This window comes from Pseudomonas sp. GW823-FHT02C05, assembly GCF_058797595.1.
This window is the reverse complement of sequence record NZ_JBXAJU010000001.1, coordinates 521,813-544,131: the sequence shown is the minus strand read 5'-3', so window position 1 is coordinate 544,131 and position 22,319 is coordinate 521,813. Positions and strand designations below refer to the sequence as shown.

Sequence of the window (22,319 nt, the reverse complement as noted above, 5' to 3'; positions counted from 1 at the left end):
CACTATTGCCACACGCGTCCAGCCCCGGGCTTGAGGACGGGCCGCCACTAGCCCTGATCCAGGGACGCCCGACCACTGCCCGACACGCCTCCGTTCGCCAGCAAGTGGGCCCAGCCCCTCGAACTGGAGCTTGCAGGCTTCAGCCGCCGTGGCGTTGCAATTCAATGACGGCCGAGGACGACAGCGGCCGGGCCGGCTGGATCAGGGCCATGCCAAAGCGCTTGCTGATGTAGCGTCCGCCGGTGCCGGTCAGGCTCAGGGCGCGGCTGTCCAGGTCCTGGATCAGCCATTTGCGCTCCAGCAAGGCCTGCAACAGCGCCGCCCCCAGGGCGCCCCCCAGGTGCGGACGGCGCATGCTCCAGTCCAGGCACGGGCAGGCAAAGCGTCGACGCAAGGCCTTGAGCCCGGCCACCTCGATCCCCAGGCTGCGGAAAAATTCTTCGCCGCTGTCGCTGACCCGGTAGGCCTCACCCTCCTCGGCCGCCAGCAGCCAGCCGGCCTCGAACATCCGGTCGTGCAACTGCACCCCCAGGGTGCCCGCCAGGTGGTCGTAGCAGGTACGGGCGAACTGCAGGCGGTCCGGGGTGCGCGGGGTGAAGCTGGGTCCGCGGCCCTGGCCGATCACCATCAGCGCCTCCAGGGCCTGGGCCACCAGCGGGTCGCCGAGGCAGTAGTAACGGTGCCGGCCCTGGACCTGCACCCGCAATAGCCCCGCCTCCTTGAGCTTGGCCAGATGGGCGCTGGCGGTAGAGGTGCTGACCTCGGCAATCGCCGCCAGCTCGGTGCTGGTGCGTGCGTGGCCGTCCATCAGCGCACAGAGCATGCGGGTGCGCGCCGGCTCGGCGATGGCCGCCGCCACTTGGGATACCCCTATGTCGTTCTGCACTACATTCATATTTCGCTCCCTGACGAATCGTGTCTTCGAAAGGGTCAGGATAGTAGCAGCCTGGATATCTGCAGAACAAAGAGATAAATCATGGACGCGATCAGCGCTGCTACTCACTCAGACCCGTACTTCTACTACACCCGCCTCCGCGCCCGGGGCGGCCTGACCTACGATTGCGCCCTCAGGCTATGGGTCGCCAGCAGCGCCGCGGCGGTGGCAGCGGTGCTCGACCACCCGGCCTGCCAGGTGCGCCCCAGTACCGAGCCGGTACCCCAGGCAATTGCCGGAAGGCCGGCCGGGCAGCTGTTCGGCCGCCTGATGCGGATGAACGATGGCCCGCGCCAGCGTTGCCCGCGTGCGGCCATCGAGCCGGCCTTGCAGGGTCTCTGTACCGCCGGGTTGGAGGCCCATCTGGCCAGGTGGCAACCGGCCCTCGTGGCTCCGGCCTGCGCCGCCGACCTGCAACGCTGGCAGTTCGTACTGCCGGTGGCGCTGCTGGCCAGCCTGCTTGGCGTCCCCGCCGAACAGTGCGAAACACTCGCCCGGCGCACCGGGGAATTCGTCGCCTGCTTCTCGCCCCTGAGCGATCAGCCTCGATTGCAGGCCGCCGACCGGGCAGCACTGGAGCTGGACGCGCAGATGCAGGCCCTGGTGCAGGCCCCGCAACACAGCCCGCTGCTGCGGCAGATTCTCGACCGCAGTGGTGAGCTTGCTCCAGCGGACCTGCGGGCCAATCTGGCGGGCCTGCTGGCGCAGACCCATGACGCCTGCGCCGGCCTGGTCGGCAACAGCCTGGTCGCCCTGCTGGCTGCACCGGCCATGCAGCAGCACCTGCGCCAGGAGCCGGGCCTGCTGGGCGACTGGCTGCTGGAGCGCCAGCGCCTGGACCCGTCGGTGCAGAACACCCGGCGCTTCATCACCGCACCCTGCACCGTGCACGGCGTGGAACTGCAAGCCGGCGAAACCATTCTGGTGCTGCTGGCCGCGGCCAACCAGGACCCGGCGCTAGCCGCCATTACCGGCAGCAACCCGGCGCATCAGGGCTTCAGCTTCGGCGCCGGAGCCCACCGCTGCCCTGGCCGGGAGCTGGCCCTGGGCATAGTCCGGTGCCTGTTGCACGCCCTGCTGCAAGGCCCCGGCCTGGATGCACTGGCCCTGGACTGGCAGTACCAGGCCTCGGTCAACGGGCGCATTCCGCTGTTCAGCGACCGCGGGGAGGCCGAACAATGATCGCGGTGATCTTCGAAGTACTGCCAGCTTCGGGCCAGCGCGACGCCTACCTGGAGCTGGCGGCCGGGCTGAAAAACCAGCTGGGGGAGATCGACGGTTTCATCTCCATCGAACGCTTCCAGAGCCTGGCCCAGCCGGAAAAACTGCTGTCCCTGTCGTTCTGGCGTGACGAGCAGGCCGTGGCCCAGTGGCGCAACCTGGAATGCCACCGCCAGGCGCAGGCCCGGGGCCGCGGTGAGGTATTTGCCGACTACCGGCTTCGGGTGGCGACGGTACTGCGCGACTATGGACTGCAAGAGCGTTGCCAGGCCCCTGCGGACAGCCGCCGGTTGCATGGCCGCTGACACCGTCGGCCTTGGCCCGGCGCCCGGCTTGAGGTAAAACGTGCGCCCGCGGTGGCGGCACGCGCCACCACCTAGCCCGGAACAAGGAGCCTGCATGCTGTTTGTGGTGATGCTGGGGGGCAAGCACCCCAGAGCGAAAATCGAAGTCCATGATGTGCAGTTCGTGGTCGCCGACAGCCTCGAAGCGGCCTACCCGCAACTGCGCGAAGGCTGGTTCGGCAGCCCGGCGGGGTTGCACATCGACTCATGGATGCGGGTGGACGGTATCGACGACTACAGGCTCGAACTCAGCGCCCTGGCCCCGGCGGCGGATGCGCCGCGCCTGTACTTCATCAACCTGGGCGGCTATGAAGCAGCGACCTTCGGCGAAGCCCACCGTTACCTGCTGGTGGTGGCCCGGGACAAGGCGCAGGCCAAGGCCAAAGGCAAGCAGCAGATGCTTGCCCACTGGCACAAATCCCACACCGATGCCCTGCTGGACGTCGACGACTGCCTGCCCATCGACCTGGCGGACGGCCGCTACGTGCACCTGGTGAAGGGCCCTCACCAGGGCATCGTGCAGCACAACGACTACATCATCCTGTAGCCGCCGGCTGGCCGGCGAAGGCGGTCTTGCGGGCCCTTTCGCTGGCAAGCCAGCTCCTACAGGGGCGGTGTGATCCTGTGGCAACCGGCTGACTGGCCAGTGAAGCGCGCGCAGGCCGGCTATGCTGGCGTTTTTCTTCAGGGAGCAGAGCCATGCCGCTATGTTTGCGCAACGCACAGCAAGACGACACCCAGCGCCTGAGCCAGATCGCCCGCCAGACCTTTGCCCTCGCCTGCCCGCCGGACACCCCGGCAACGGAGATCGAGGCCTTTATCCAGGAAAACCTGCTGCCCGAACATTTCAGCGCACTGCTGGAAGCCCCCGGCAAACAGTTGCGGGTGCTGCTCGATGACAACCGGGTCATCGGCTACAGCCTGGTCAACCTGCACCCGCAGGACCTCGGGGTGGCCGGTGCCGACGGCATCGCCGAGCTGACCCGTTGCTACCTGGATGCCGCCCACCATGGCAGTGGCGCCGCCCAGTTCCTGCTGGCACAGACCCTGGCACAACAGCCCGGCCCCCTGCGCCTGACCGTCAACGAACACAATGCCCGGGCGATCCGTTTCTACCAGCGCAACGGCTTTGTGAGGGTCGGCGAAACCCTGTTCCCCTGCGGCGCCGACCTGCACCGCGACTGGGTCATGCTGCGCCGTTGAAGCGGCCCCGCCATCAGCCCGCGCCAGGCGTCAGGTCAGCCAGTTCAAGGTCATCGATGGATACCACTTGCTCCAGCAGAAAGGCGCGCAGGCCGTCGATCTGTTCCCGGCGCGGGCTGTCCCGCAGCCACACCAGGTAATAGCCGTCCCCCGAGGCCAGCGCACGGGGAAACGGCAGGCTGACCAGGCCCTGGCGGATGTCCTCGGCCACCAGGTACAGGTCGGCGATGGACAGCCCGTGGCCACGCATGGCCGCGCAGATCGCCTGGTCCAGGGTGTCGAAGACGTTGCCCCGGTCCAGCCGTACCTGCCCCAGCAGGCCCTGGGCCTGCAGCCAGCGCCGCCAGTCGCGGCGGTCTGCCGAAGGGTGGATCAGTGGCGCCTCCCTGAGCCGTTCCAGGGTCCAGGGCGGCGCATCCACAGCCTCCGGAGGGCCGATGGGAATCAGCCACTCATCGAACAGCTTGCAGGCCTCGACCCCGGCGCCGAACTGTCCGTTGCCCAGCAGAATCGCGCAGTCATAGGGCTCGGCATGAAAATCCACATGATCGAAATCCATCCACACGCTGGCCAGTTGCACCGCCAGCGACGGCTGCTGGTGCTTGAGCTGGTCCAGGGCCCGCAGCAGCCAACGCATGGTCAGTGTCGAAGGGGCCTTGAGGCGTAATTGGCCACTGCCGCTGCGCAGCGGCAGACAGGCGTCCTCGATGATCCGGAACCCCGCCTTGAGCTCCCGGGCCAGGCGCTGCCCGACGTCCGTGAGTACCAACCTGGGGCCGTGGCGCTCGAACAGGCGGCAGCCGAACTGGCTTTCCAGGGTGCGGATATGCCGGCTGATGGCGCTTTGGGTCAGGGACAGCTCCTCCGCGGCCCGGGTGAAGGAGCTGGAACGGGCCGCCACTTCAAAGGCGCGCAAGGCATAGAGCGGCGGCAGGGACTCGACCATCGGCAAGCACTCAGCATGATTAAAAATCATAGTAGGTCACAGCTTTTTGCGTTTTTCAACGCAGGCTCAAGCCTTCAGGCTAGGGCCTTTGCCAATGACCGAGGAGTTGCCGGGTGGATGTGAACATGTCGTTATTGCTGGCCTATACCCTGAGCGTGCTGATGCTGGTGGCGACCCCGGGGCCGGTGGTGGCGCTGATCGTCAGCACCAGCATGAACGCCGGCCCGCGCCAGGCGCTGCTGACCGCCCTGGGCACCAACGCGGCGTCGTTGCTGCTGGCCCTGCTGGCGGTGCTGATGCTCTCCGGCGGGCTGGCCCTGGACCCACGGCTGATCCACTGGATCAGCGTGCTGGGCTGCTGCTTCATTGCCTGGCTGGCCCTGCAGGGGTTGCGCGAGGCGGCCACCCAACCCGCTGCGCAAGCACCGGCCAAGCCCCTGGCCGGACGCGGCAGGGGCCTGGCCACCGGCTTTGTGGTGGGCATCGGCAACCCCAAGGACATCATCTTCTTTGTCTCGTTCTTCCCCCAGTTCATCCAGGTCGGCCGCACCTTCGAACACAGCGCACTGCTGCTGACCCTGGTCTGGGTACTGATCGACCTGGCGGTGCTGGGGGCCTATATCCTGGTGGCGCGCCAGGGCTTCTCGCTGAAGTACAAGCGCCTGGTGACGGGGGTGTCGAGCCTGGTGCTGCTGGCAGTGGCCGTGGTGGGGCTGGCCTATTCGCTGCTGGAACTGTACCGCCCGGGCGCCACCTGAGGCGCCGGCTTCAGACGCTGCGCAATTCCAGGGTCAGGTGCGACAGCCCCGGCAGCGCGGCCAGGCGCGCACGCACGGTCTCGGCACTGAGCGAGGCCCGGGCCACCACACTGACAATCGCCGCCCGGGCCCCGGGGCCCACCTGCCACACGTGCAGGTCGACGATACTGGCATCCCCCGGCCCTTCCACCGATGCGCGGATCTGCCCGGCCACCTGCTCATCGCTGGCATCGAGCAGCACCGCGGCGCTGGACTTGATCAAGGCATAGGACCAGCGGGCAATCACCAGCGCGCCGACAATACCCATCGCCGGGTCGAGCCAGACCCAACCCAGGTAGCGCCCGGCCAGCAGCGCGGCAATGGCCAGCACCGACGTCAGGGCATCGGCCAAAACATGCACATAGGCCGAACGCAGGTTGTTGTCGCCCCCGGCCCGGTGCGACTGGTGATGCTCGTGATGCTCGTGATCATGAGAGTGGCCGTGGGAATGGCCATGGCCATGATGGTCGTGCCCCCCGCCCAGCAGCCAGGCGCTGAGAATGTTCACCAGCAACCCCGCCACGGCGATCAGCGTGGCTTCGCCAAAGGCCACGCGGGTGGGCTGGAACAGCCGCACCAGGGATTCGCCGGCAATGCCCAGCGCCACCAGGCCGAGAATGATGGCCGAGGCAAAGCCCGCCAGGTCGCCGACCTTGCCGGTGCCGAAACTGAAACGCCGGTTGCCGGCATTGCGCCGGGCAAAACCGTAGGCCGCCGCCGCGATGCCCAGGGCCCCGGCGTGGGTGGCCATGTGCAGCCCATCGGCCAGCAGGGCCATGGAACCGGTGAGGTAACCGGCGACGATCTCTCCCGCCATCATCACCACCGTCAACAGCACCACCCACAGCGTGCGGCGGGCGTTGTCGTCGTGATCAGCACCGAGAAACTGATGATCGTGGGCCAGGTGTGCAGCCTGCTGAGACAGGTTCATGAGCGGCTCCTACTTGGAATAACGGCGGATGGCTTCAAGCAGTTCATCCACGCCCCGGGCCCGCTCGGCATCGCTGAGCTCGGGGTTGGCCACGTGCTCCAGGGCATGGGCTTCGATGATCTCGCCCATCAGGCCGCTGATGGCGCCCCGAGTGGCGGCCACCAGGTGCAGGGTCTTGCCGCAGTCGGCCCCGCTTTCCAGGGCTCGCTCCACAGCCTGGACCTGGCCGAGAATGCGCCGGACCCGCTTGAGCAACTCATCTTTCTGCGCGTGAGTGTGCGACATACCTATACCCCCTATACCTATATAGAGCGCATCTTGCTCCCCTGCCCTCGACAACGCAAGCCGGCCCGACGATGCCGAACGGTTCAAGCGCAGCCAGTATTTTGCGCGGATCGACACCTGGGACTGGGAGGTCGATACCCAGCGCCTGTACTGGTCGGAGGCGATCTACGGCATGTTCGGCTTCCAGGCGATGTACGAGGCCCGGCGCAGCGGCAACAACCACTACCGTCTCGGGCAATAAGCCGCTTGCCTAGGCCTCGGCGCCTTCGCCCAGCAGGCGTTGGCGCAGGAATCCCAGGGCGCCCTGGAACAGCGGGTGCCATTGCTCCGACGGCAAGCTGGCCAGGGGCTGCCAGAAAAACTCGAACCGATGGCCGCCGTCATCCGCGGTGAAATGGCTCCAGCTTTCCGGCAACGGCGCTGGCACCCGGCATTCATGGAAGGCCCACACCTGGCCGCAGAAACCCGAATGCCAGAGCCCCAGGAAACCGCTTTCCCCGGCCTGGACACCGGCCTCTTCCGCCAGCTCGCGAACGGCTGCAGTAGCCGTGGACTCCCCCGCCTCCACCGTGCCCTTGACCAGTTGCAGGCCGGCCAGCGGATGGCGGAAAGCCAGGATCTCCAGCTCGGTGGAATGGCGCAGCACCACCGGGCAGGCTTTATTGGCACGCATCGGCCCCTCGCTCCCCAAGCCTTCAATCGTCCCGGGTCAGCACTTCCAGCAACTCGATCTCGAAGATCAGGTTGGAATTGGGCGGGATGGCGCCCATGGAACGCTCGCCATAACCCAGGTGCGCCGGCACCAGCAGCTTGCGCTTGCCGCCCACCTGCATGCCCATCAGGCCCTGGTCCCAGCCCTTGATCACCCGGCCGGTGCCGATCACGCACTGGAACGGCTTGCCACGATCATAGGAGGAGTCGAAGCTGCTGCCGTCCTCCAGAAAGCCCCGGTACTGGGTGGTGATCAAGGCGCCCTTGACCACAGCCTTGCCGTCGCCCGGCTGGATATCGATGACCTGCAATTCGTCGCTCATGGTTCACTCCCGTTCAAGCATTGCCCCGTCACGGGACTGCGGCGCGCTTTTTCGCAGAATTGCCCCGGCTTGGCAATCACTGTGGCGCCACCTCGATCAGGGTATCGGTATCGAGAAAGATCGCCCCCAGCGCCATCGCGACCTCCTCGACGCTGGCGAGCCCCGGCTTCCAGCTGATCTCAAGGCTGGGCAAGCCCCGGCACCAGGCCTGGGAATCGCCAAAATGCAGGGTCAGGCGGCCCGGGGCCAGCAGCACCTGGCGGATGCCGCCATAGCCGGACACTGCCTGGCCGCCCAGTTCGACATGGTAAGTGTCCATGCCCAACTGCCGGTCCTGCTCGTCAAAGCATTCGGCGCGCTGCAACAGCAGGTAGTGCCCGGGCTGCTGCCCGTCGTCGGCAAAGCCCAGGATCTGCACCTCGTCTTCAGTGCAGGCACTGTAGCCAGTGGCATGAAATTTCAAACTCATCGCTCCTTGCTCCTTATTCGCGGTCACTGGCGCAACAGCCCGCTTTCATAATCCAGCCAATCCTGCTCAAAGCACTCCTGCAGGTACTCCAGCACGCTGTCCAGCGACACCGAGGCAGGCACATTGACAGCAAGGAACGCCTTGCTCATGCCTTCCCAGCTGCAGCCCAGGGCGTTGATCCGCGCCAGCACCTCGGGGGTCCGGGCCCTGCCGGCGTCAAAGAACACCAGGCGCAACGTGCTGTTGCCACTGCTGCGCCCGACCCGCCTGAACCACTTCAGGCCATCGGCCTCCACCTGGACTTCGACGTCGTCCTCGTAACAGGCATCCTGGGAGTAGAACGGAAGGTTGGCGATACGGTACAGGCCATCGGGCTGGCGTTCGGCCCAGACCCCTTCGCTGGCCACCGGCGGATAGTCGTCCACCACCGTCAACCTGAGCATGATCTTGTCCATCACCTGTCCCTGGTTCATTGAATAATAGGCAGCGGTGCCTTTCGGCCCCCGCGCAAGCCGAGCGCTTTTTCGCAGAATTGCCGGCCCTTGGCAATCATTGACGGGTCGCCGGCGAAGGTGTGTCACCGAACAGGAAGATTCCGTTACCATTGCCGCCCCCACGCCTCACTCGATAAGGACATCCCATGGCCACCGCCGATATCGTCGCCCTGGTGCTGCTCGCCGCTCTGGCGCTGTACCTGGTCAGCCTCTACAACCGCCTGACCACCCGGCGTACCCGTCTGCGCAATGCCTTCGCCCAGATCGAGGTGCAACTCAAGCGCCGCTACGACCTGATCCCCAACCTGCTGGAAACCGTCAAGGGCTACCTGCAGCACGAGCGCCAGACCCTGACCGCCCTGGCCGAGGCCCGTAACAGTGCCCGGGATAGCCTGCAAGCCGCCGCCGCGCAACCCGGCGACAGCGCACGCATCGCCCGCCTGGGCCAGGACCAGGGTGCCCTGGACCAGGTCCTCGACCGCCTGCACCTGAGCCTGGAGGCCTACCCGGAACTCAAGGCCTCGCAGAACATGGCGCAACTCAGCGAAGAGCTCACCAGCACCGAGAACAAGGTCGCCTACGCGCGCCAGGCCTTCAACGACGCCGTGACCGACTACAACCTGTGCAAACAGCAGGTGCCGGCGCTGTTTTTCGCCGGGCTGTTCGGCCACCGGGCCGATGCCGCCCTGCTGCAATTCGCCGACAGCGCGCGCATTCAAGACGCCAGCAAAGTCTCCTTCCAGTAACTGCACCTACCCCCGGAAACCTGCATGAAGTTCTTTCAACACCAGGCCCGAGCCCGGCGCCACACCCTCAAGCTGGTGCTGTTGATGACCCTGGCGGTAGCCACCCTGGTCAGCCTCAGCAGCCTGGGGCTGGGCCTTGCATGGCGCGAGCTGAGCCAGGAATACAAGCAGCCCAAGGTCTTGAGCTGGACCGCAATGGCCGTGGTGGCGCTGCTGATGCTGCTGGTGGTGCTGCTGGGCAGTTGGTACAAGAGCTGGCGCCTGCGGGCCGGCGGCAAGGTGATCGCCGAGCATCTGGGCGGGCGCCTGATCAACGATTCGCCCCGGGGCAGCGAGGAACAGCGACTGCTCAATATCGTCGAGGAAATGGCCCTGGCCTCGGGCGCCACCATGCCTGCGGTGTATGTGCTGCCGGAAGACGCAATCAATGCCTTCGCCGCCGGACTGACCCCGCAGCAGGCGGTGCTCGGCATCACCCGCGGAGCCCTGGTCAACCTCGACCGCGACGAATTGCAGGGCATGGTGGCCCATGAGTTCAGCCACATTCACAACGGCGACATGCGCCTCAACACCCGCTTGCTGGCGGTGATCCACGGCCTGCTGGTGTTCAGCCTGGCGGGCATCGCGGTGCTACGCCAGGCTGAAAAGCAGCACCTGGGCAGCGACCGCCACCGCTTTTTCTGGCAGATCATCTTCGCCGTGCTGGGCCTGGCCCTGCTGGTCTTCGGTTCCCTGGGCAGCCTGCTGGGCAACCTGATCAAGGCCGCCATCTGCCGTCAGCGCGAGTTTCTCGCCGATGCCTCGGCGGTGCAGTTCACCCGCAACCCCCAGGGCATTGCCGGCGCCCTGAAAAAGATCGGCGGCAGCAGCGCCGGTTCGCGCCTGCGCGCCTTCGCCGCCGCGCAGTACAGCCACCTGTATTTTCACCAGGGGGTGAAACTGCGCCTGGGCCGCCTGATGGCCACCCACCCACCGCTGGCTGCGCGCATCCAGCGCCTGGACCCGCAGTGGGATGGGCGCTTCAAGCCACTGTAAATGCGCTACCAGAGGGCTATGTCGTAAGTGATGTAGAGGCGGTTGCTGTCCCGCCCACGGGCGTAGTCGGAGCGATACACATAATTGCGCAGCTTCACTCCCAGCCCCTTGAACAAGCCTTGCTGGAGCACATAGGCCAGTTCGCTGTCGCGCTCCCACTCATCGACCCGGGTCCTGGACTTGCCGCCATTGCCACTCAGGTAGCGGGAACTGAAGGTCAGGCCGGGGACACCGAGGCCAGCGAAGTTGTAGCCGTAGCCGAGCATCCAGGTCTTCTCGCCCTCTTCGATGAACTTGCCGATGCCGGCGTTACTGAAGGAGTAGACCGTGGCGCCGCTGATATACGGCAAGCCGGCATCGCCACTGAGACGCTGATAACCACCGCCAAGGGAATGCCCGGCGATCGCGTAGGTCAGTTGCCCGCTGAGCATGCGGTTGTCGATCTTGCCGTCAAAGGCCGCGCCTGAATCGGCGCTGCGAAAGTAGCGCAGGTCGCTGGTCAACGTCCCCTGCCCTAGCGCCAGGTCATGCTGAAGGCCGACGAAGTCCTGCCGATAGAAGTTCTCAAGCTCGCCATGGAAATAGCTCAGGCGCAGGCTCTTGCTCCACTTGTATTCGGCCCCGCCGTAGCGGAAGTCCCCGGACTGGCCGCCGCTGTAGCCGTCGGGGACCAGCCCCACGCTGTCGGTGGAATCGCGCAGTTTGAAGCGCTGCAGATAGCCGCCGGTCAAGCTCAGGCCGTCGATATCCGTGCTGGTGAGCTGGGTGCCCTGATAGGTCTGCGGCAACAGACGGGCATCGTTGTAGACCAGCACCGGGGTCTTGGGCAGCAGGGTGCCGTACTTGAGCGTGGTCTTGGCCAGCCGCACCTTGGCCGTGGCGCCGGCACTGGCAAATTCGCCTGCGGCGCGACCGTCGTCGTGCACCGGCAACAGCCCCGTTCCACTGCGCCCCTTGCCGGAGTCGAGCCTGACACCCAGCAGCCCCAGGGCATCGACCCCGACCCCCAGGGTACCCGGGGTGAATCCGGACTGATAATCGAGCAGGAAACCCTGAGCCCACTCAGTGCGCTCGCTCTTGGCGCTGCGCGCAGCCTTGGCGCTGAGCCCATGTTCGTCGCGGAAGTTTTCGTTGAAATAGACGTTGCGCAGCTGCAGCTTGAGACTGCTGTCGTCGATGAGTCCAGCGCCCTGGACCGCCGCCAGGGGCAGCAGGCTCAAGCTGGACAGAATCAGGGTGCGACTTTGCCAATGGCTCATGAGGTAGTTCTCGTTGTTGTTATTCAAGGCGCAGTTGTCCCTGGCGCCCTTGAAACAAGCGCGCCGGGCCACCAAAGAGGGTTTCGAACGAATCAGACGAACAGGGTCAGGGCGCCGGTCAGCAAGGCCAGGGCGGTAATCACCAGAGAGGTCAGCACCGCCCACTTCACCGTGGCCTTCTGGAAGTCGCCAATGTCACGGTCCACCATGCCCACCAGCAGCAGGGTCGAGGCCACCAGCGGGCTCATCAGGTGCACCGGCTGGCCGAGGATCGAGGCCCGGGCGATTTCCAGGGGAGAAATGCCATAGGCCGCCGCCGCGTTGGCCAGGATCGGCACCACGCCGAAGTAGTAGGCATCGTTGGACAGGACGAAGGTCAACGGCATGCTGGTCAGCGCCACCACCAGCGGGAACAGGTGGCCCCAGGACGGCGGAATCCAGTCCACCAGGGTCTGGGCCAGTGCGTCGACCATCTTGGTACCGGAGAAAATCCCGGCGAAGATCCCCGCGGCGAACACCAGCAGCACCACGGTCATGGCGTTGCCTGAATGAGCGAGAATGCGCTCCTTCTGAATGTCCAGCTGCGGGTAATTGATCATCAAGGCCAGGACAAAACCGATCAGGAACAGCACCGCCGAGTGCATCAGGCCCAGCACCAGCGCGGTCATCACCGCCACCACCAGCAGCAGGTTGACGTAGGCCAGCTTGGGCCGCTTATGCGGCGTGTCCTCCAGAATCGCCTTGATGTAGCAGTCACCGCCACCGCTTTGCAGTTGGGTATTGCCGATGCGCTTGCGCTCGGCTCGGCCCAGCAGGTAGGCGGTAAACACCACCCAGGCGGCGCCGCCGATCATGGTCGGCAACAGTGGGACAAAGTACTCGCCGGCATCCAGGCCCAGGGCGGCGATGGCTCGGGTTGCCGGCCCGCCCCACGGGGTCATGCCGCTCATGATGCTCAAAGACAGCATGGAGATGGTGGCGAGAATCATCGGGTTCATGCCGATGCGCTTGTACAACGGCAGCATGGCCGCGCAGGTAATCATGTAGGTGGTGGTGCCGTCGCCGTCCAGGGCGACCACCAGCGACAGCAACGCGGTGCCGATGGCGATCTTGGTCGGATCGCCATTGACCCGTTTGAGAATCTTGCGGATCAGCGGATCGAACAGCCCCGAATCGATCATCAAGCCGAAGAACAGAATGGCGAACAGCAACAGCGCCGCCGACGGCGCGACCATTTTCAGGCCGTCGAGCATCATCTTGCCGGTGCTGCCGGCAAACCCGCCGAGCACAGCGAAGACGATGGGCACCAGGGTCAACGCGACGATGGGCGACAGGCGCTTGGTCATGATCAGGAAGGTGAAGACCACCACCATGGCGAGGCCGAGTAAAGCGAGCATAAGTCGATTCTCTTGTTTTTATGATGAGCGTGGCCGGCGCGCGGGCGCGGCCACCCGGGCACCGGGCGCCCCTCAGGGGCGCCCGGCACAGGTGTTGAGTCGGTACTTGGGGTAAAGCGCTGGTGCTTGGCGGGTCTAGCCGAGCTTGCTCGCCAGAGCGGCGGCTGGGCTGTCATCGGCGGCAGCAGCCTGGGCCGCAAGCGGCTGGCCATCGAGCGTGCGCAACAGCACCTGGCGGTCGCAGGCCTGCTCCGAAAGGGCGATCACCACGGTTGCCACTGCGTTGCTGGCCAGGCTGGTCAAGGCCCGGGCCTCGGACATGAAGCGATCGATACCGATCAGCAATGCCAGGCCTGCCAGGGGAATGTCATGAATCACCGTCAGGGTCGAGGCCAGGGCCACGAAACCGCTGCCGGTCACCCCGGCGGCGCCCTTGGACGACAGCAGCATGATCGCCAGCATGGTGACCACCTGCCCGGCACTCAGCTCGATATTGCACGCCTGGGCAATGAAGATCGCCGCCAGTGACAGGTAGATCGCCGTGCCGTCGAGGTTGAACGAATAGCCGGTGGGCAGCACCAGCCCTACCACGCTCTTCTTGCAGCCCAGGGCCTGGAGTTTTTCCAGCATGCGCGGCATCACCGGTTCTGTGGACGAGGTGCCGAGCACCACCAGGAACTCTTCACGCAGGTAGCGCAGCAGCTTCCAGAGGCTGAAGCCGTTGGCCCGGCAAATGCCGCCCAGCACGACGCAGACAAAGAAGCCGCAGGCGACATAGAGGGTCATGATCAGTTTGGCCAGGGCGCCCAGGGAGGTGATGCCGTACTGGCCCACCGTAAAGGCCAGGGCCCCGAAGGCGCCGACGGGGGCAAAACGCATCAGGTAGGAGAAGATCTTGAACACCATCTGCGAGGCCGACTCCAGCACCACCAGCACCGGCTTGCCGCGCTCGCCCAGGGACGACAGGGCAAACCCGCACAGCACCGCGATAAACAGCACCGGCAGCACCTCGCCCTTGTTGAAGGCACCGACAAAGGTCTCGGGAATGATGTGCATGAAGAACTCCACCACCCCCAGCTTGGCCGCCGAATCGGTGTACTGGGACAGGCCCTGGGTGCTCAAGCGGGTGGGGTCGATGTTCATCCCCGCGCCGGGCTGGAACAGGTAGACCGCCGCCAGGCCGATGAACAGGCTGATCAGGGTCAGGCCCAGGAACAGCAGCATGGTCTTGCTCAGCAGGCGCCCTAGGGAACGCTTGTCGCTCATGCCGGCGATGCCGGTGACGATGGTGCAGAACACCACGGGGGCGATCATCATCTTGATCAGCTTGATGAAGGCATCTCCCAGAGGCTTCAGGGCAATGGCTTGCGCGGCCCAGAAGTGCCCCACCAGGACCCCGAGGAACACGGCGCAGAGGATCTGGAAATAGAGCGATTTAACAACTTTCATGGCATCACCCATTTTTAGAATTGTGTTGATGCAACGCGGGTCGACAGCAACGACTAACCGGCCAGGCGCTGTGAAGCCGGCGCGTAGACATACCCGGAGAACAACCGGCGGGCGGTGCGGACCACCGAGGCGCGAATGGTCTCAGGGCTTTTTCCGCTGTAGGACAATACGACATCTATTGCCCCGCTGGGATGCTCGATACGGACCTTTTGCAGACGCGGTTCGTGGACCCCGCCCAGTATCTCGGCCGCCACACTGCCGGCGGTGACACAGGCGGTAGCCAGGCCGATGGAGCCGGTGATGGCCAGGGCCCGATGGCAGTTGTGGGGCATGAAATAGCGCACCGCCAGGGTGCCCCCCGCCCGGGCTTGGGACACCAGCACCGGCTTGGGAATCACTTTGTCACTGACATCCCCCAGGCCCATGGCCAGGCCGGCCTTGAGCCGCAGGCTCTCCAGGCGCTGGAGAAAGTCCGCATCGGCATCCAGTTCGGCAGGGGTTTCATCGCCGCGCTTGCCCAGGCAGGCCGCCTGTACCAGCACCATGGGCATGGCCATGTCGATGCAGGTCACGACAATGCCGTCGATCAGGTCCCGAGGCCGGCCGGTGGGAAACAACTGGCCGGTCTTGCTGCCGGCGGCATCGAGAAAGGTCAGGGCCACCGGCGCCGCGCTGCCCGGCACGCCGTCAATGGTGGTGTCGCCTTCGTAACTGACCTTGCCATCGGGGGTCTGGACCTGGGCATTCACCAAAGTGCCGGTGTTGAGGTTGCGAATCCGCACCTGCGTCTGTGCCCCCGTGGCCTTGACCAGCCCCTGCTCGATGGCAAAGGGCCCGACGGCACAGAGCATGTTGCCGCAGTTGGGCGCGGTATCGACCCGCCGCTGCGACACCATGACCTGGACGAACAGATAATCGACATCCGCGTCCGGGTGCAGCGACGGACTGACGATCGCCACCTTGCTGGTTTGCGGGCTGCCGCCGCCGATGCCGTCGATTTCCAGCTCATGGCCGGAGCCCATCAGGTTGAGCAACAGCTCATCACGTTCGGACACCGCCACAGGCAGATCCCAGGCCAGAAAAAACGGCCCTTTGGAGGTGCCGCCGCGCATCAACACACAAGGAATTCGTTGCATGAACACTGACTCTTGTTGATCAATCGAGGTAATTGATGTTCTGGACACAAGAGTGTCAGGGATTAAAAAGTGTTTCCAATGCAAAGATCAGAGAGATTATTGCGTTACGAGCATGAATTAAATATCGTGTCCGGCACCGCCACACCCGACGCCCGCCTTGAGAAACCAGCATGGAATATGAGCTCCAGGACATAAGATCTTTCGTGAAAATCGCCGAACTGGGGAGTTTCCACGAAGCCGCCGACGCTTTGCACCTGTCCCAGCCCGCCCTGAGCCGACGTATGAAAAAGCTCGAAGAGGGCCTGGGCACCGCGCTCCTCGACCGCACCACGCGCAAGGTCAGCCTGACCAGCGTCGGTCGCGACTTCCTGCCCAAGGCCCGACGACTGCTGGACGACTTCGACGACTCGATCCTCAACATCCGTGAGCTGGCAGAACGGCAGATCGGTCAGGTGACCCTGGCCTGTATCCCCACGGCGGCCTTCTACTTCCTGCCGTCAGTGATCCGCCTGTATAACCTGCGCTATCCGAAAATCCGCATCCGCCTGCTCGACCTCAGCGCCAACGAGGGCCTTGAAGCGGTGCTGCGCGGCGAAGCGGACTTCGGCATCAACATGATGAGCGGCCAACACCCGGACATCGAGTTCGTGCCCCTGGTCAACGAGCCCTTTGTCCTGGCCTGCCGGCGCGACCATGAACTGGCCGAGCGCAGCTCGGTGACCTGGTCGGAACTCAGCGATTATCGCTTGATCGGCGTCGGTCGCCTGAGCGGCAACCGCATGTTGCTGGACCATGCCCTGTCCGGCTTGAGCTGGCGTCCCCAGTGGTTCTACGAGGTGCAGCACCTGTCCACTTCACTGGGCATGGTGGAGGCCGGGCTCGGGGTTTCGGCGATGCCGAGCCTGGCCATGCCGGCCGCCGATCACCCGACCCTGGTCAGCGTTCCGCTGACCGAGCCCGTGGTCAATCGCACCCTGGGGCTGGTGTCCCGGCGCGGCGCGTCGCTATCGCCGGCCGCGGAAAAATTTGTCTCGATTCTGCTGGAGCAGTGGCCGCACTGACCCGCCCGCCCCCCTGCTCTCCCGTACTCCGACGTGCCTTGCAGGGCGCACCGCCAGTCTCAGAACATCCACGCCGTTTTTATCCGGGCGCAGACTGGCAATACCAATCCGCTCATCGTCACCGACGAGCCTTTATCATCACCTGCGCCCCGTTCTCCCTGGAGTCCCCCCGATGCCCCATGAAGGCAACCTGCTACAAGCCGCCGTCGTGTTCCTCTGCGCCGCCGTGCTCATCGTGCCCCTGGCCAAGCGCCTGCAACTGGGTGCCGTGCTCGGCTACCTGCTGGCCGGGGTGCTGATCGGCCCCTCGGTGCTGGGCCTGGTGGGCAACCCCCAGAGCGTCAGCCATATCTCCGAACTGGGGGTGGTGCTGCTGTTGTTCATCATCGGCCTGGAGCTGTCGCCCAAGCGCCTGTGGGTAATGCGCAAGGCGGTGTTCGGCGTCGGCCTGGCCCAGGTGCTGCTGACCGGGATGCTGATCGGCGTGGTGGCGCTGTTTCTGTTCGGCCAGTCGCTCAACAGTGCCATTGTCCTGGGCCTGGGCCTGGCCCTGTCATCCACCGCCCTGGGCCTGCAAAGCCTGGCCGAACGCAAGGAGCTGAACAGCCCTCATGGGCGCATGGCCTTCGCCATCCTGCTGTTCCAGGACATCGCCGCCATTCCACTGATCGCCATGGTCCCGGTGCTGGCCGGTGGCGATCACCACACCAGCAGCGCCGAGGACCTGCGCCACGGCCTGCAAGTGCTGGGCAGCATCGCCGTGGTGGTGGTGGGCGGGCGTTACCTGCTACGCCCGGTGTTTCGCATCGTGGCCAAGACTCGCTTGCCGGAAGTATCCACCGCCACTGCCTTGCTGGTGGTGATCGGCACCGCCTGGCTGATGGACCTGGTGGGCGTGTCCATGGCCCTGGGCGCCTTCCTCGCCGGCCTGCTGCTGGCGGACTCGGAATACCGCCACGAGCTGGAAGCGCAGATCGAACCCTTCAAGGGCCTGCTGCTGGGGCTGTTCTTCATCAGCGTCGGCATGGGCGCCAATATCAGCCTGCTGCTCAGCGCGCCCATCGCGGTGCTGGGCCTGACCCTGCTGCTGATCGCCCTCAAGCTGCCGCTGCTGTTCGTGGTCGGGCGCCTGGCCGGTGGCCTGGGACGCGAGAGTGCGGTGCGCCTCGGGGTGGTGCTGGCGGCGGGCGGCGAGTTCGCTTTCGTGGTGTTCAAGATCGGTCGCGACCAGGGCCTGTTCGAGCCCCGCCTGTATGACCTGCTGGTGCTGACCATCACCCTGTCCATGGCCCTCACCCCACTGCTGTTGCTGGCCTGCACCCGCTGGCTGAAACCCAAGGCCAAGCCGGTGGAAATGCCCGCCGAGTACCGCCGGATCGATTCCGACGGGCCGCGGGTGGTAATTGCCGGCATGGGCCGCATGGGGCAGATCGTGGCGCGTATCCTGCGGGCACAGAAAGTGCCCTTCGTGGCCCTGGACACCTCGGTGGAAACCATCGAACTGATCCGCAGTTTCGGCGGCATGCCGGTGTTCTACGGCGACCCGTTGCGCCCGGAGATCCTCAGCGCGGCCAAGGTCGGCGAAGCGGAGTACTTCGTCATTGCCACCGACGACCCGGAAACCAATATCAAGACCGCCGAGCAGGTCAGCCGGCTCTACCCGCACCTGAAGATCATCGCCCGGGCGCGCAACCGCCAGCACGTGCACCGGCTGGTGGACCTGGGGGCCCAGGCGGTGCGGGAGACCTACTATTCCAGCCTGGAAATGAGCCGCCGCACCCTGGTGGGGCTGGGCTTGAGCCAGGCCCAGGCCGATTCGCGGATCCAGCGTTTCACCCAGCACGACGAACAACTGCTGGCGGCCCAGCATGCCGTCTACGACGACGCCGCCAAGGTCCTGCAAAGCGCCCAGGAAGCCCGCGCCGAACTGGCCCGGCTGTTCGAAGCCGACGAACAGGACGAACAGATCGAAAGCCCGCTGCCGCCGATGCGCTGAGGCGCCAGGCCCTGCGCCACCTCGCAGGAGTCGGCTTGCCGGCGAAGGCGGTCTCAAGGACGCCGGGGAATGATCTGAGGGCCGTGGTGTACCCTTCGCTGGCAAGCCAGCTCCTACAGGCCCGGCACGACACACCGTAGGAGCCGGCTTGCCGGCGAAGGCGGCCTCAGCAACACCGGAAAACGATCTGCATGACGCAACACGCCCTCCGGCGGCTACCGACAGATTCTGTCAGCAGAGGGCGTGTAGAGTGGACGCCGCCCCGGCTTTGAATGGATACGCCCCATGAGTTCTACCCAAGAGCAAGCCCCCGCCCTCAAGGAAATCTTCAACCAGCAGCGCCTGATGCATATCGCCGACGCCATGCACGCGGTGCACCCGGCCTTCGACCGCCAGGGGTTCGTGCAACGGGCCGGCCACGGCCTCGCCGAGCTGTCGCTGATGCAGCGCCTGGCCCGGGTCAGCGAGAGCCTGCACCAGGTGCTGGACCTGGACTACCCCAGCAGCCTGGAGCTGCTGCAAGCCCTGGCGCCGCGCCTGAACAGCCGCTTCGTGTGCATCTTCCTGCCCCACTACGTGGCCAGCTACGGCCTGCATGACTTCGAGCTGTCCATGGCGGCGCTGAAGTATTTCACCGGCTTCGGCTCATCGGAGTTCGCCGTGCGCCACTTCTTGCGCCAGGACTGCCAGCGCACGCTGGCCGTGATGCACGAGTGGGCCACGGACAGCGATGAACACGTACGCCGCCTGGCCAGCGAAGGCAGCCGCCCGCGCCTGCCCTGGTCGTTCCGCCTGGAACAGTTGCAGGCCGACCCGCAACTGGCGGCGCCGATCCTCGAACGCCTGCGCAATGACCGCAGCCTGTACGTGCGCAAGTCGGTGGCCAACCACCTCAACGACATCACCAAAGAGCACCCGCAGTGGGTCCTGGAACGTCTTGAAGGCTGGCCCCTGGAGCAGCCGCACAGTGCCTGGATCGCCCGTCATGCCTTGCGCAGCCTGATCAAGCAGGGCGACCGCCGGGCCCTGGCGCTGATCGGCGCCGGGGCCCGGGCCGAGGTCCAGGTTTGCCGCTTCCAGGTGGCCCCCGGGCAATTGCGCCTGGGGGACAGCCTCAACCTGTCCCTGACCCTGGTCTCCACCTGCTCGCACGAACAGCGCCTGGTGGTGGATTACGCCATCGACTACGTCAAGGCCTCCGGCGCCACCGCGAGCAAGGTGTTCAAGCTCAAGACCTTCACCCTGCAAGGCCTGGCCCAGGTGGAGCTTGGCCGCAGCCAGCAGATCCGCGAACTGACCACCCGCCGCCACTATCCGGGGCGCCACGGCGTGCGATTGCTGGTCAACGGCGAACCCCTGGCCACAGACCATTTCGACTTGCTCGTCCCCTGATCCCCAAGGAAGCCCCATGGCAATCATCAGCAAATGGGCGAAATCCATCGCCCGGGTCCTGGAAAGCAGCTTCAGCGTCAGCAGCACCATCGCCAGCCACTCCGGCGTCCTCGGTGACGCCCGGGAGAGTTTCATCCGTGACGTCCTCAAGCGCTTTCTGCCGAGCAACATCAGCATCGGTGCCGGGCAGATCATCGACTCCGAAGGAAGCATCTCCAAGCAGATCGACCTGATCATCTACCGCAACGATTTCCCCACGCTGCGTACCTTCGGCTCGGCGGACGTGTACCTGATCGAAGGGGTGATCGCCACCGTGGAGGTCAAGTCCCAACTCAACGAGAAGAGCCTGTTCGAGGCGCTGGAGAACGGCAAGTCGGTGCGCAACCTCAAGCCCTCGGTGCTGCGCCACTCCCTGGACGAGTACAGCGCCCGCATCTATGGACGCGACTATCAGAACCTGACGGTGTCGCAGATGAATTCGGTCATGGGCCTGGTGCTGCCGCCAGCCTATGTGTACGGGTATCGAGGCTACCCCGGCAGCAGCCTGGAGCTTTTGCGCAACAGCCTGAACGCCTGGCACAACATCCCCGACCGTGCCGGTGAACTGGACGTGACCCTGATGCCCGAGGTCATTGCCACCCAGGGCTGTGTGACCCTGAAGAACCTCAACAACCACCTGGCCCTGCCCCGGCCCGGCGCCGCCGACCTGGAGGCCTGTCGCCAGAGCTACAACACGGCCATGTCCAGCAGCATGAGCAAGCAGGAATTCTTCGGTTGCTTTCGCGAAAGCAACGCTGAGAGCTTCGACTACGGCATCGCCATCAAGGCCTACGAAACGCCGCTGCAATACCTGATTTCCAGCTTGCTGGAGGCGGTGACCTCACGCATCGGCTACCAGCAACTGGGGGGGACGGCGATCCAGTACAACCTGTTGAAATACCACCTGAGTGAAGAGATGGAGGGCGGCTGGTCCGGCGCCGCGATCAACCTGACCCGGGTGCGTGATCCCAAGCTGGATCTGGCGGGCAAGTTCGGCTTGTGGAAGGCCGGGGCCTGAAGCGATCGGCAGGGCCCGCAAACCGCGACTGGGCGCTCAGCCCGCCGTGGCCTTCGTGGGCAGCGCGATCAAGTGCTCGCTGCAGCCGAAGCCACCCACTGCGTCGTCGTACCAGAACACTTCCACCACCGCGATGCAGCCGTCATAGGACTGCCCTACCAGCGTGCCGTCGGCCTTGAACACCCGCAGGTAGCCGCCAACGCTGTAGCGCGAGCTGTCGCCATCGCCGGGCATGGTCATGGTGGGAATCCAGGTGCGCCAGCTGAACAAGCGGTACTTCTGGTAGTAGAAGGCCTGGTCGGCGCTGTAGTCGCGGCCCTGATACGGCGTGCCGTAGTAGAACGAGCCATAGGCCTGGTACGCCAGGTACAGCGCCAGCGCGGCGCCGAGAATGAGGTTGATCTTTTTCATTGCAGGGTCGTTCCTTTTACCCGTGGAAACATCAAGAAGGAGGCAGGCCCAGCATGTGCAGGCACGCCTGGACAATGGCCTCGGCCAGGGCCCGGCCATCGTCCTCGCCGGCGGCGATCACATCGTCGGTGGCGCCATGCACCCCGGCGTAGATCAGCGAAGCGATCACCCCTGGCTGGGCCAGGGACCAGCAGCCGGCGCGCTGGCCGCCTTCGAGAAGGCCCAGCAACTGCTCGAGGATCGCGTTCTTTTCCGGGTTGCCGCGGTCGTGATGATGGTGGTTGGGGTAGACGATGTCGTGCAGGCGGTAGGTGTCGAGGTAGGCCTGCACGCTGGTGCGGATCCAGCTGCTGAGCTGCGCCACCCAGTCGTCCTCGGGGCAGGCCGCCACCGCCTGCTCCAGGCGCTGCAGGTAGTGCTGGGTATAGCGTTGCCCCAGGGCCACCAGCATGTCGTTCTTGGATTGGAAGTAATGATAGAAGGTGCCCTTGGCCACCTCGGCGCGCTCGACGATCTCGCTGATGGTGGTGGCTTCCACGCCCTGGCTGAGGAACAGGTCTTGGGCGGCGGCCATCAGCTCTTCCAGGCGTACTTCGGCCGGTTTGGTGCGCGGCCGCGGCTGGGCAGCGCGCTTGGCAACCGGGGAGGTTTTGACACTCATGAACGAATCCGGGCTGTTCGACAAAGGTCGCCATTCTAGGGGATTTGTGGGGGAAAAGAGA

25 protein-coding genes and 1 pseudogene are annotated in these 22,319 nt (G+C 65.3%); 12 read left to right on the top strand and 14 right to left on the bottom strand.

Annotation, left to right across the window (positions count from 1 at the left end; genetic code table 11):
• Positions 1-139: 139 nt before the first annotated feature.
• Positions 140-895 carry an ArsR/SmtB family transcription factor gene (locus AC1RGE_RS02720; RefSeq protein ID WP_492583271.1) on the bottom strand — a complete coding sequence of 252 codons (756 nt, stop codon included), beginning with the start codon at positions 893-895 and terminating at the stop codon, positions 140-142.
• A gap of 81 nt (positions 896-976) precedes the next feature.
• Between AC1RGE_RS02720 and AC1RGE_RS02715 the strand changes: the two genes are divergently transcribed.
• The 4 genes from AC1RGE_RS02715 to AC1RGE_RS02700 all read left to right on the top strand — a co-directional run bounded on the left by AC1RGE_RS02715 (position 977) and on the right by AC1RGE_RS02700 (position 3,702).
• A complete protein-coding gene (locus tag AC1RGE_RS02715; RefSeq protein WP_492583270.1) occupies positions 977-2,116 on the top strand; it encodes a cytochrome P450 in 1,140 nt (379 codons plus the stop codon).
• Entirely contained in the window at positions 2,113-2,460 is a 348-nt protein-coding gene (locus tag AC1RGE_RS02710) for an antibiotic biosynthesis monooxygenase family protein (protein WP_047286049.1), read from the top strand. The genes AC1RGE_RS02715 and AC1RGE_RS02710 overlap by 4 nt, the downstream gene beginning before the upstream one ends.
• A gap of 94 nt (positions 2,461-2,554) precedes the next feature.
• Entirely contained in the window at positions 2,555-3,046 is a 492-nt protein-coding gene (locus tag AC1RGE_RS02705) for a DUF1543 domain-containing protein (protein ID WP_019094385.1), read from the top strand.
• 152 nt (positions 3,047-3,198) lie between these two features.
• A complete protein-coding gene (locus tag AC1RGE_RS02700) occupies positions 3,199-3,702 on the top strand; it encodes a GNAT family N-acetyltransferase (RefSeq protein ID WP_011060808.1) in 504 nt (167 codons plus the stop codon).
• Positions 3,703-3,715: 13 nt separating this feature from the next.
• On the opposite strand, the gene AC1RGE_RS02695 is transcribed toward AC1RGE_RS02700, so the two are convergent.
• Entirely contained in the window at positions 3,716-4,648 is a 933-nt protein-coding gene (locus AC1RGE_RS02695) for a LysR substrate-binding domain-containing protein (protein WP_053150902.1), read from the bottom strand.
• A 119-nt stretch (positions 4,649-4,767) separates the two neighbouring features.
• On the opposite strand from AC1RGE_RS02695, the gene AC1RGE_RS02690 reads away from it, so the two are divergent.
• The gene (locus tag AC1RGE_RS02690) at positions 4,768-5,406 is read left to right on the top strand and encodes a LysE family translocator (RefSeq protein ID WP_492584240.1); all 639 of its coding nucleotides are present in this window, start codon (positions 4,768-4,770) and stop codon (positions 5,404-5,406) included.
• 10 nt (positions 5,407-5,416) lie between these two features.
• Here AC1RGE_RS02690 and dmeF read toward each other — a convergent pair whose 3' ends face one another.
• Positions 5,417-6,376 (bottom strand): CDF family Co(II)/Ni(II) efflux transporter DmeF, encoded by a 960-nt coding sequence (gene dmeF / locus AC1RGE_RS02685; RefSeq protein WP_492583268.1) that lies wholly within the window; start codon positions 6,374-6,376, stop codon positions 5,417-5,419.
• 9 nt (positions 6,377-6,385) lie between these two features.
• Positions 6,386-6,661 (bottom strand): metal/formaldehyde-sensitive transcriptional repressor, encoded by a 276-nt coding sequence (locus tag AC1RGE_RS02680; protein ID WP_011060804.1) that lies wholly within the window; start codon positions 6,659-6,661, stop codon positions 6,386-6,388.
• Positions 6,662-6,728: 67 nt separating this feature from the next.
• Here AC1RGE_RS02680 and AC1RGE_RS02675 point away from each other — a divergent pair.
• Positions 6,729-6,848: pseudogene (locus AC1RGE_RS02675) on the top strand (sensor domain-containing diguanylate cyclase); the annotation flags it as partial.
• 63 nt (positions 6,849-6,911) lie between these two features.
• On the opposite strand, the gene AC1RGE_RS02670 reads toward AC1RGE_RS02675, so the two are convergent.
• From AC1RGE_RS02670 to AC1RGE_RS02655, 4 genes are all read right to left on the bottom strand, one after another.
• Complete coding sequence (locus AC1RGE_RS02670; protein ID WP_019094389.1) at positions 6,912-7,334, bottom strand: NUDIX hydrolase; 423 nt, start codon at positions 7,332-7,334, stop codon at positions 6,912-6,914.
• Between the two features lie 22 nt (positions 7,335-7,356).
• Complete coding sequence (locus AC1RGE_RS02665; RefSeq protein ID WP_011060802.1) at positions 7,357-7,695, bottom strand: FKBP-type peptidyl-prolyl cis-trans isomerase; 339 nt, start codon at positions 7,693-7,695, stop codon at positions 7,357-7,359.
• 76 nt (positions 7,696-7,771) lie between these two features.
• Positions 7,772-8,164: an Imm10 family immunity protein gene (locus tag AC1RGE_RS02660; protein ID WP_015635243.1), complete on the bottom strand. Its 393-nt coding sequence runs from the start codon at positions 8,162-8,164 to the stop codon at positions 7,772-7,774.
• 23 nt (positions 8,165-8,187) lie between these two features.
• A complete protein-coding gene (locus AC1RGE_RS02655; RefSeq protein ID WP_239473078.1) occupies positions 8,188-8,607 on the bottom strand; it encodes a DUF4265 domain-containing protein in 420 nt (139 codons plus the stop codon).
• A 197-nt stretch (positions 8,608-8,804) separates the two neighbouring features.
• Between AC1RGE_RS02655 and AC1RGE_RS02650 the strand changes: the two genes are divergently transcribed.
• Positions 8,805-9,404, top strand: coding sequence for a LemA family protein (locus AC1RGE_RS02650; protein WP_019094392.1), 600 nt, complete (start codon positions 8,805-8,807; stop codon positions 9,402-9,404).
• A gap of 24 nt (positions 9,405-9,428) precedes the next feature.
• The gene (locus AC1RGE_RS02645; RefSeq protein ID WP_492583266.1) at positions 9,429-10,439 is read left to right on the top strand and encodes a M48 family metallopeptidase; all 1,011 of its coding nucleotides are present in this window, start codon (positions 9,429-9,431) and stop codon (positions 10,437-10,439) included.
• A 5-nt stretch (positions 10,440-10,444) separates the two neighbouring features.
• Here the strand turns inward: AC1RGE_RS02645 and AC1RGE_RS02640 are convergent, their stop codons facing one another.
• The 4 genes from AC1RGE_RS02640 to AC1RGE_RS02625 all read right to left on the bottom strand — a co-directional run bounded on the left by AC1RGE_RS02640 (position 10,445) and on the right by AC1RGE_RS02625 (position 15,680).
• The gene (locus AC1RGE_RS02640; RefSeq protein ID WP_492584238.1) at positions 10,445-11,698 is read right to left on the bottom strand and encodes an OprD family porin; all 1,254 of its coding nucleotides are present in this window, start codon (positions 11,696-11,698) and stop codon (positions 10,445-10,447) included.
• A gap of 92 nt (positions 11,699-11,790) precedes the next feature.
• Entirely contained in the window at positions 11,791-13,095 is a 1,305-nt protein-coding gene (locus tag AC1RGE_RS02635; RefSeq protein ID WP_011060796.1) for a CitMHS family transporter, read from the bottom strand.
• Positions 13,096-13,230: 135 nt separating this feature from the next.
• Positions 13,231-14,556 carry a C4-dicarboxylate transporter DctA gene (gene dctA / locus AC1RGE_RS02630; RefSeq protein ID WP_011060795.1) on the bottom strand — a complete coding sequence of 442 codons (1,326 nt, stop codon included), beginning with the start codon at positions 14,554-14,556 and terminating at the stop codon, positions 13,231-13,233.
• A 41-nt stretch (positions 14,557-14,597) separates the two neighbouring features.
• Positions 14,598-15,680: a 4-oxalomesaconate tautomerase gene (locus tag AC1RGE_RS02625; RefSeq protein WP_103291001.1), complete on the bottom strand. Its 1,083-nt coding sequence runs from the start codon at positions 15,678-15,680 to the stop codon at positions 14,598-14,600.
• Between the two features lie 170 nt (positions 15,681-15,850).
• On the opposite strand from AC1RGE_RS02625, the gene AC1RGE_RS02620 reads away from it, so the two are divergent.
• The 4 genes from AC1RGE_RS02620 to AC1RGE_RS02605 all read left to right on the top strand — a co-directional run bounded on the left by AC1RGE_RS02620 (position 15,851) and on the right by AC1RGE_RS02605 (position 21,186).
• The gene (locus tag AC1RGE_RS02620) at positions 15,851-16,741 is read left to right on the top strand and encodes a LysR family transcriptional regulator (RefSeq protein WP_011060793.1); all 891 of its coding nucleotides are present in this window, start codon (positions 15,851-15,853) and stop codon (positions 16,739-16,741) included.
• Positions 16,742-16,913: 172 nt separating this feature from the next.
• Entirely contained in the window at positions 16,914-18,737 is a 1,824-nt protein-coding gene (locus AC1RGE_RS02615) for a monovalent cation:proton antiporter-2 (CPA2) family protein (RefSeq protein ID WP_011060792.1), read from the top strand.
• A 285-nt stretch (positions 18,738-19,022) separates the two neighbouring features.
• Positions 19,023-20,129 carry a DNA alkylation repair protein gene (locus AC1RGE_RS02610; RefSeq protein ID WP_492583264.1) on the top strand — a complete coding sequence of 369 codons (1,107 nt, stop codon included), beginning with the start codon at positions 19,023-19,025 and terminating at the stop codon, positions 20,127-20,129.
• 16 nt (positions 20,130-20,145) lie between these two features.
• Positions 20,146-21,186 carry a DUF6602 domain-containing protein gene (locus tag AC1RGE_RS02605; RefSeq protein WP_019094397.1) on the top strand — a complete coding sequence of 347 codons (1,041 nt, stop codon included), beginning with the start codon at positions 20,146-20,148 and terminating at the stop codon, positions 21,184-21,186.
• Positions 21,187-21,222: 36 nt separating this feature from the next.
• Here AC1RGE_RS02605 and AC1RGE_RS02600 read toward each other — a convergent pair whose 3' ends face one another.
• Positions 21,223-21,597, bottom strand: coding sequence for a hypothetical protein (locus AC1RGE_RS02600; RefSeq protein WP_011060789.1), 375 nt, complete (start codon positions 21,595-21,597; stop codon positions 21,223-21,225).
• Between the two features lie 31 nt (positions 21,598-21,628).
• Positions 21,629-22,258 (bottom strand): TetR/AcrR family transcriptional regulator, encoded by a 630-nt coding sequence (locus tag AC1RGE_RS02595; protein ID WP_492583262.1) that lies wholly within the window; start codon positions 22,256-22,258, stop codon positions 21,629-21,631.
• Between the last annotated feature and the right edge of the window lie 61 nt (positions 22,259-22,319).

Excerpts from the sequence above, each read along its gene's own strand:
- AC1RGE_RS02655 (WP_239473078.1), bottom strand. The coding sequence starts at position 8,607 with ATGCTCAGGTTGACGGTGGTGGACGACTATCCGCCGGTGGCCAGCGAA.
- AC1RGE_RS02605 (WP_019094397.1), top strand. The coding sequence starts at position 20,146 with ATGGCAATCATCAGCAAATGGGCGAAATCCATCGCCCGGGTCCTGGAA.
- AC1RGE_RS02695 (WP_053150902.1), bottom strand. The coding sequence starts at position 4,648 with ATGGTCGAGTCCCTGCCGCCGCTCTATGCCTTGCGCGCCTTTGAAGTG.
- AC1RGE_RS02710 (WP_047286049.1), top strand. The coding sequence starts at position 2,113 with ATGATCGCGGTGATCTTCGAAGTACTGCCAGCTTCGGGCCAGCGCGAC.
- AC1RGE_RS02600 (WP_011060789.1), bottom strand. The coding sequence starts at position 21,597 with ATGAAAAAGATCAACCTCATTCTCGGCGCCGCGCTGGCGCTGTACCTG.
- AC1RGE_RS02650 (WP_019094392.1), top strand. The coding sequence starts at position 8,805 with ATGGCCACCGCCGATATCGTCGCCCTGGTGCTGCTCGCCGCTCTGGCG.
- AC1RGE_RS02640 (WP_492584238.1), bottom strand. The coding sequence starts at position 11,698 with ATGAGCCATTGGCAAAGTCGCACCCTGATTCTGTCCAGCTTGAGCCTG.
- AC1RGE_RS02660 (WP_015635243.1), bottom strand. The coding sequence starts at position 8,164 with ATGAGTTTGAAATTTCATGCCACTGGCTACAGTGCCTGCACTGAAGAC.
- AC1RGE_RS02680 (WP_011060804.1), bottom strand. The coding sequence starts at position 6,661 with ATGTCGCACACTCACGCGCAGAAAGATGAGTTGCTCAAGCGGGTCCGG.
- AC1RGE_RS02620 (WP_011060793.1), top strand. The coding sequence starts at position 15,851 with ATGGAATATGAGCTCCAGGACATAAGATCTTTCGTGAAAATCGCCGAA.
- AC1RGE_RS02625 (WP_103291001.1), bottom strand. The coding sequence starts at position 15,680 with ATGCAACGAATTCCTTGTGTGTTGATGCGCGGCGGCACCTCCAAAGGG.
- AC1RGE_RS02615 (WP_011060792.1), top strand. The coding sequence starts at position 16,914 with ATGCCCCATGAAGGCAACCTGCTACAAGCCGCCGTCGTGTTCCTCTGC.
- AC1RGE_RS02705 (WP_019094385.1), top strand. The coding sequence starts at position 2,555 with ATGCTGTTTGTGGTGATGCTGGGGGGCAAGCACCCCAGAGCGAAAATC.
- AC1RGE_RS02665 (WP_011060802.1), bottom strand. The coding sequence starts at position 7,695 with ATGAGCGACGAATTGCAGGTCATCGATATCCAGCCGGGCGACGGCAAG.
- AC1RGE_RS02610 (WP_492583264.1), top strand. The coding sequence starts at position 19,023 with ATGAGTTCTACCCAAGAGCAAGCCCCCGCCCTCAAGGAAATCTTCAAC.
- AC1RGE_RS02635 (WP_011060796.1), bottom strand. The coding sequence starts at position 13,095 with ATGCTCGCTTTACTCGGCCTCGCCATGGTGGTGGTCTTCACCTTCCTG.
- dmeF (WP_492583268.1), bottom strand. The coding sequence starts at position 6,376 with ATGAACCTGTCTCAGCAGGCTGCACACCTGGCCCACGATCATCAGTTT.
- AC1RGE_RS02595 (WP_492583262.1), bottom strand. The coding sequence starts at position 22,258 with ATGAGTGTCAAAACCTCCCCGGTTGCCAAGCGCGCTGCCCAGCCGCGG.
- AC1RGE_RS02670 (WP_019094389.1), bottom strand. The coding sequence starts at position 7,334 with ATGCGTGCCAATAAAGCCTGCCCGGTGGTGCTGCGCCATTCCACCGAG.
- AC1RGE_RS02715 (WP_492583270.1), top strand. The coding sequence starts at position 977 with ATGGACGCGATCAGCGCTGCTACTCACTCAGACCCGTACTTCTACTAC.
- dctA (WP_011060795.1), bottom strand. The coding sequence starts at position 14,556 with ATGGGTGATGCCATGAAAGTTGTTAAATCGCTCTATTTCCAGATCCTC.
- AC1RGE_RS02645 (WP_492583266.1), top strand. The coding sequence starts at position 9,429 with ATGAAGTTCTTTCAACACCAGGCCCGAGCCCGGCGCCACACCCTCAAG.
- AC1RGE_RS02720 (WP_492583271.1), bottom strand. The coding sequence starts at position 895 with ATGAATGTAGTGCAGAACGACATAGGGGTATCCCAAGTGGCGGCGGCC.
- AC1RGE_RS02700 (WP_011060808.1), top strand. The coding sequence starts at position 3,199 with ATGCCGCTATGTTTGCGCAACGCACAGCAAGACGACACCCAGCGCCTG.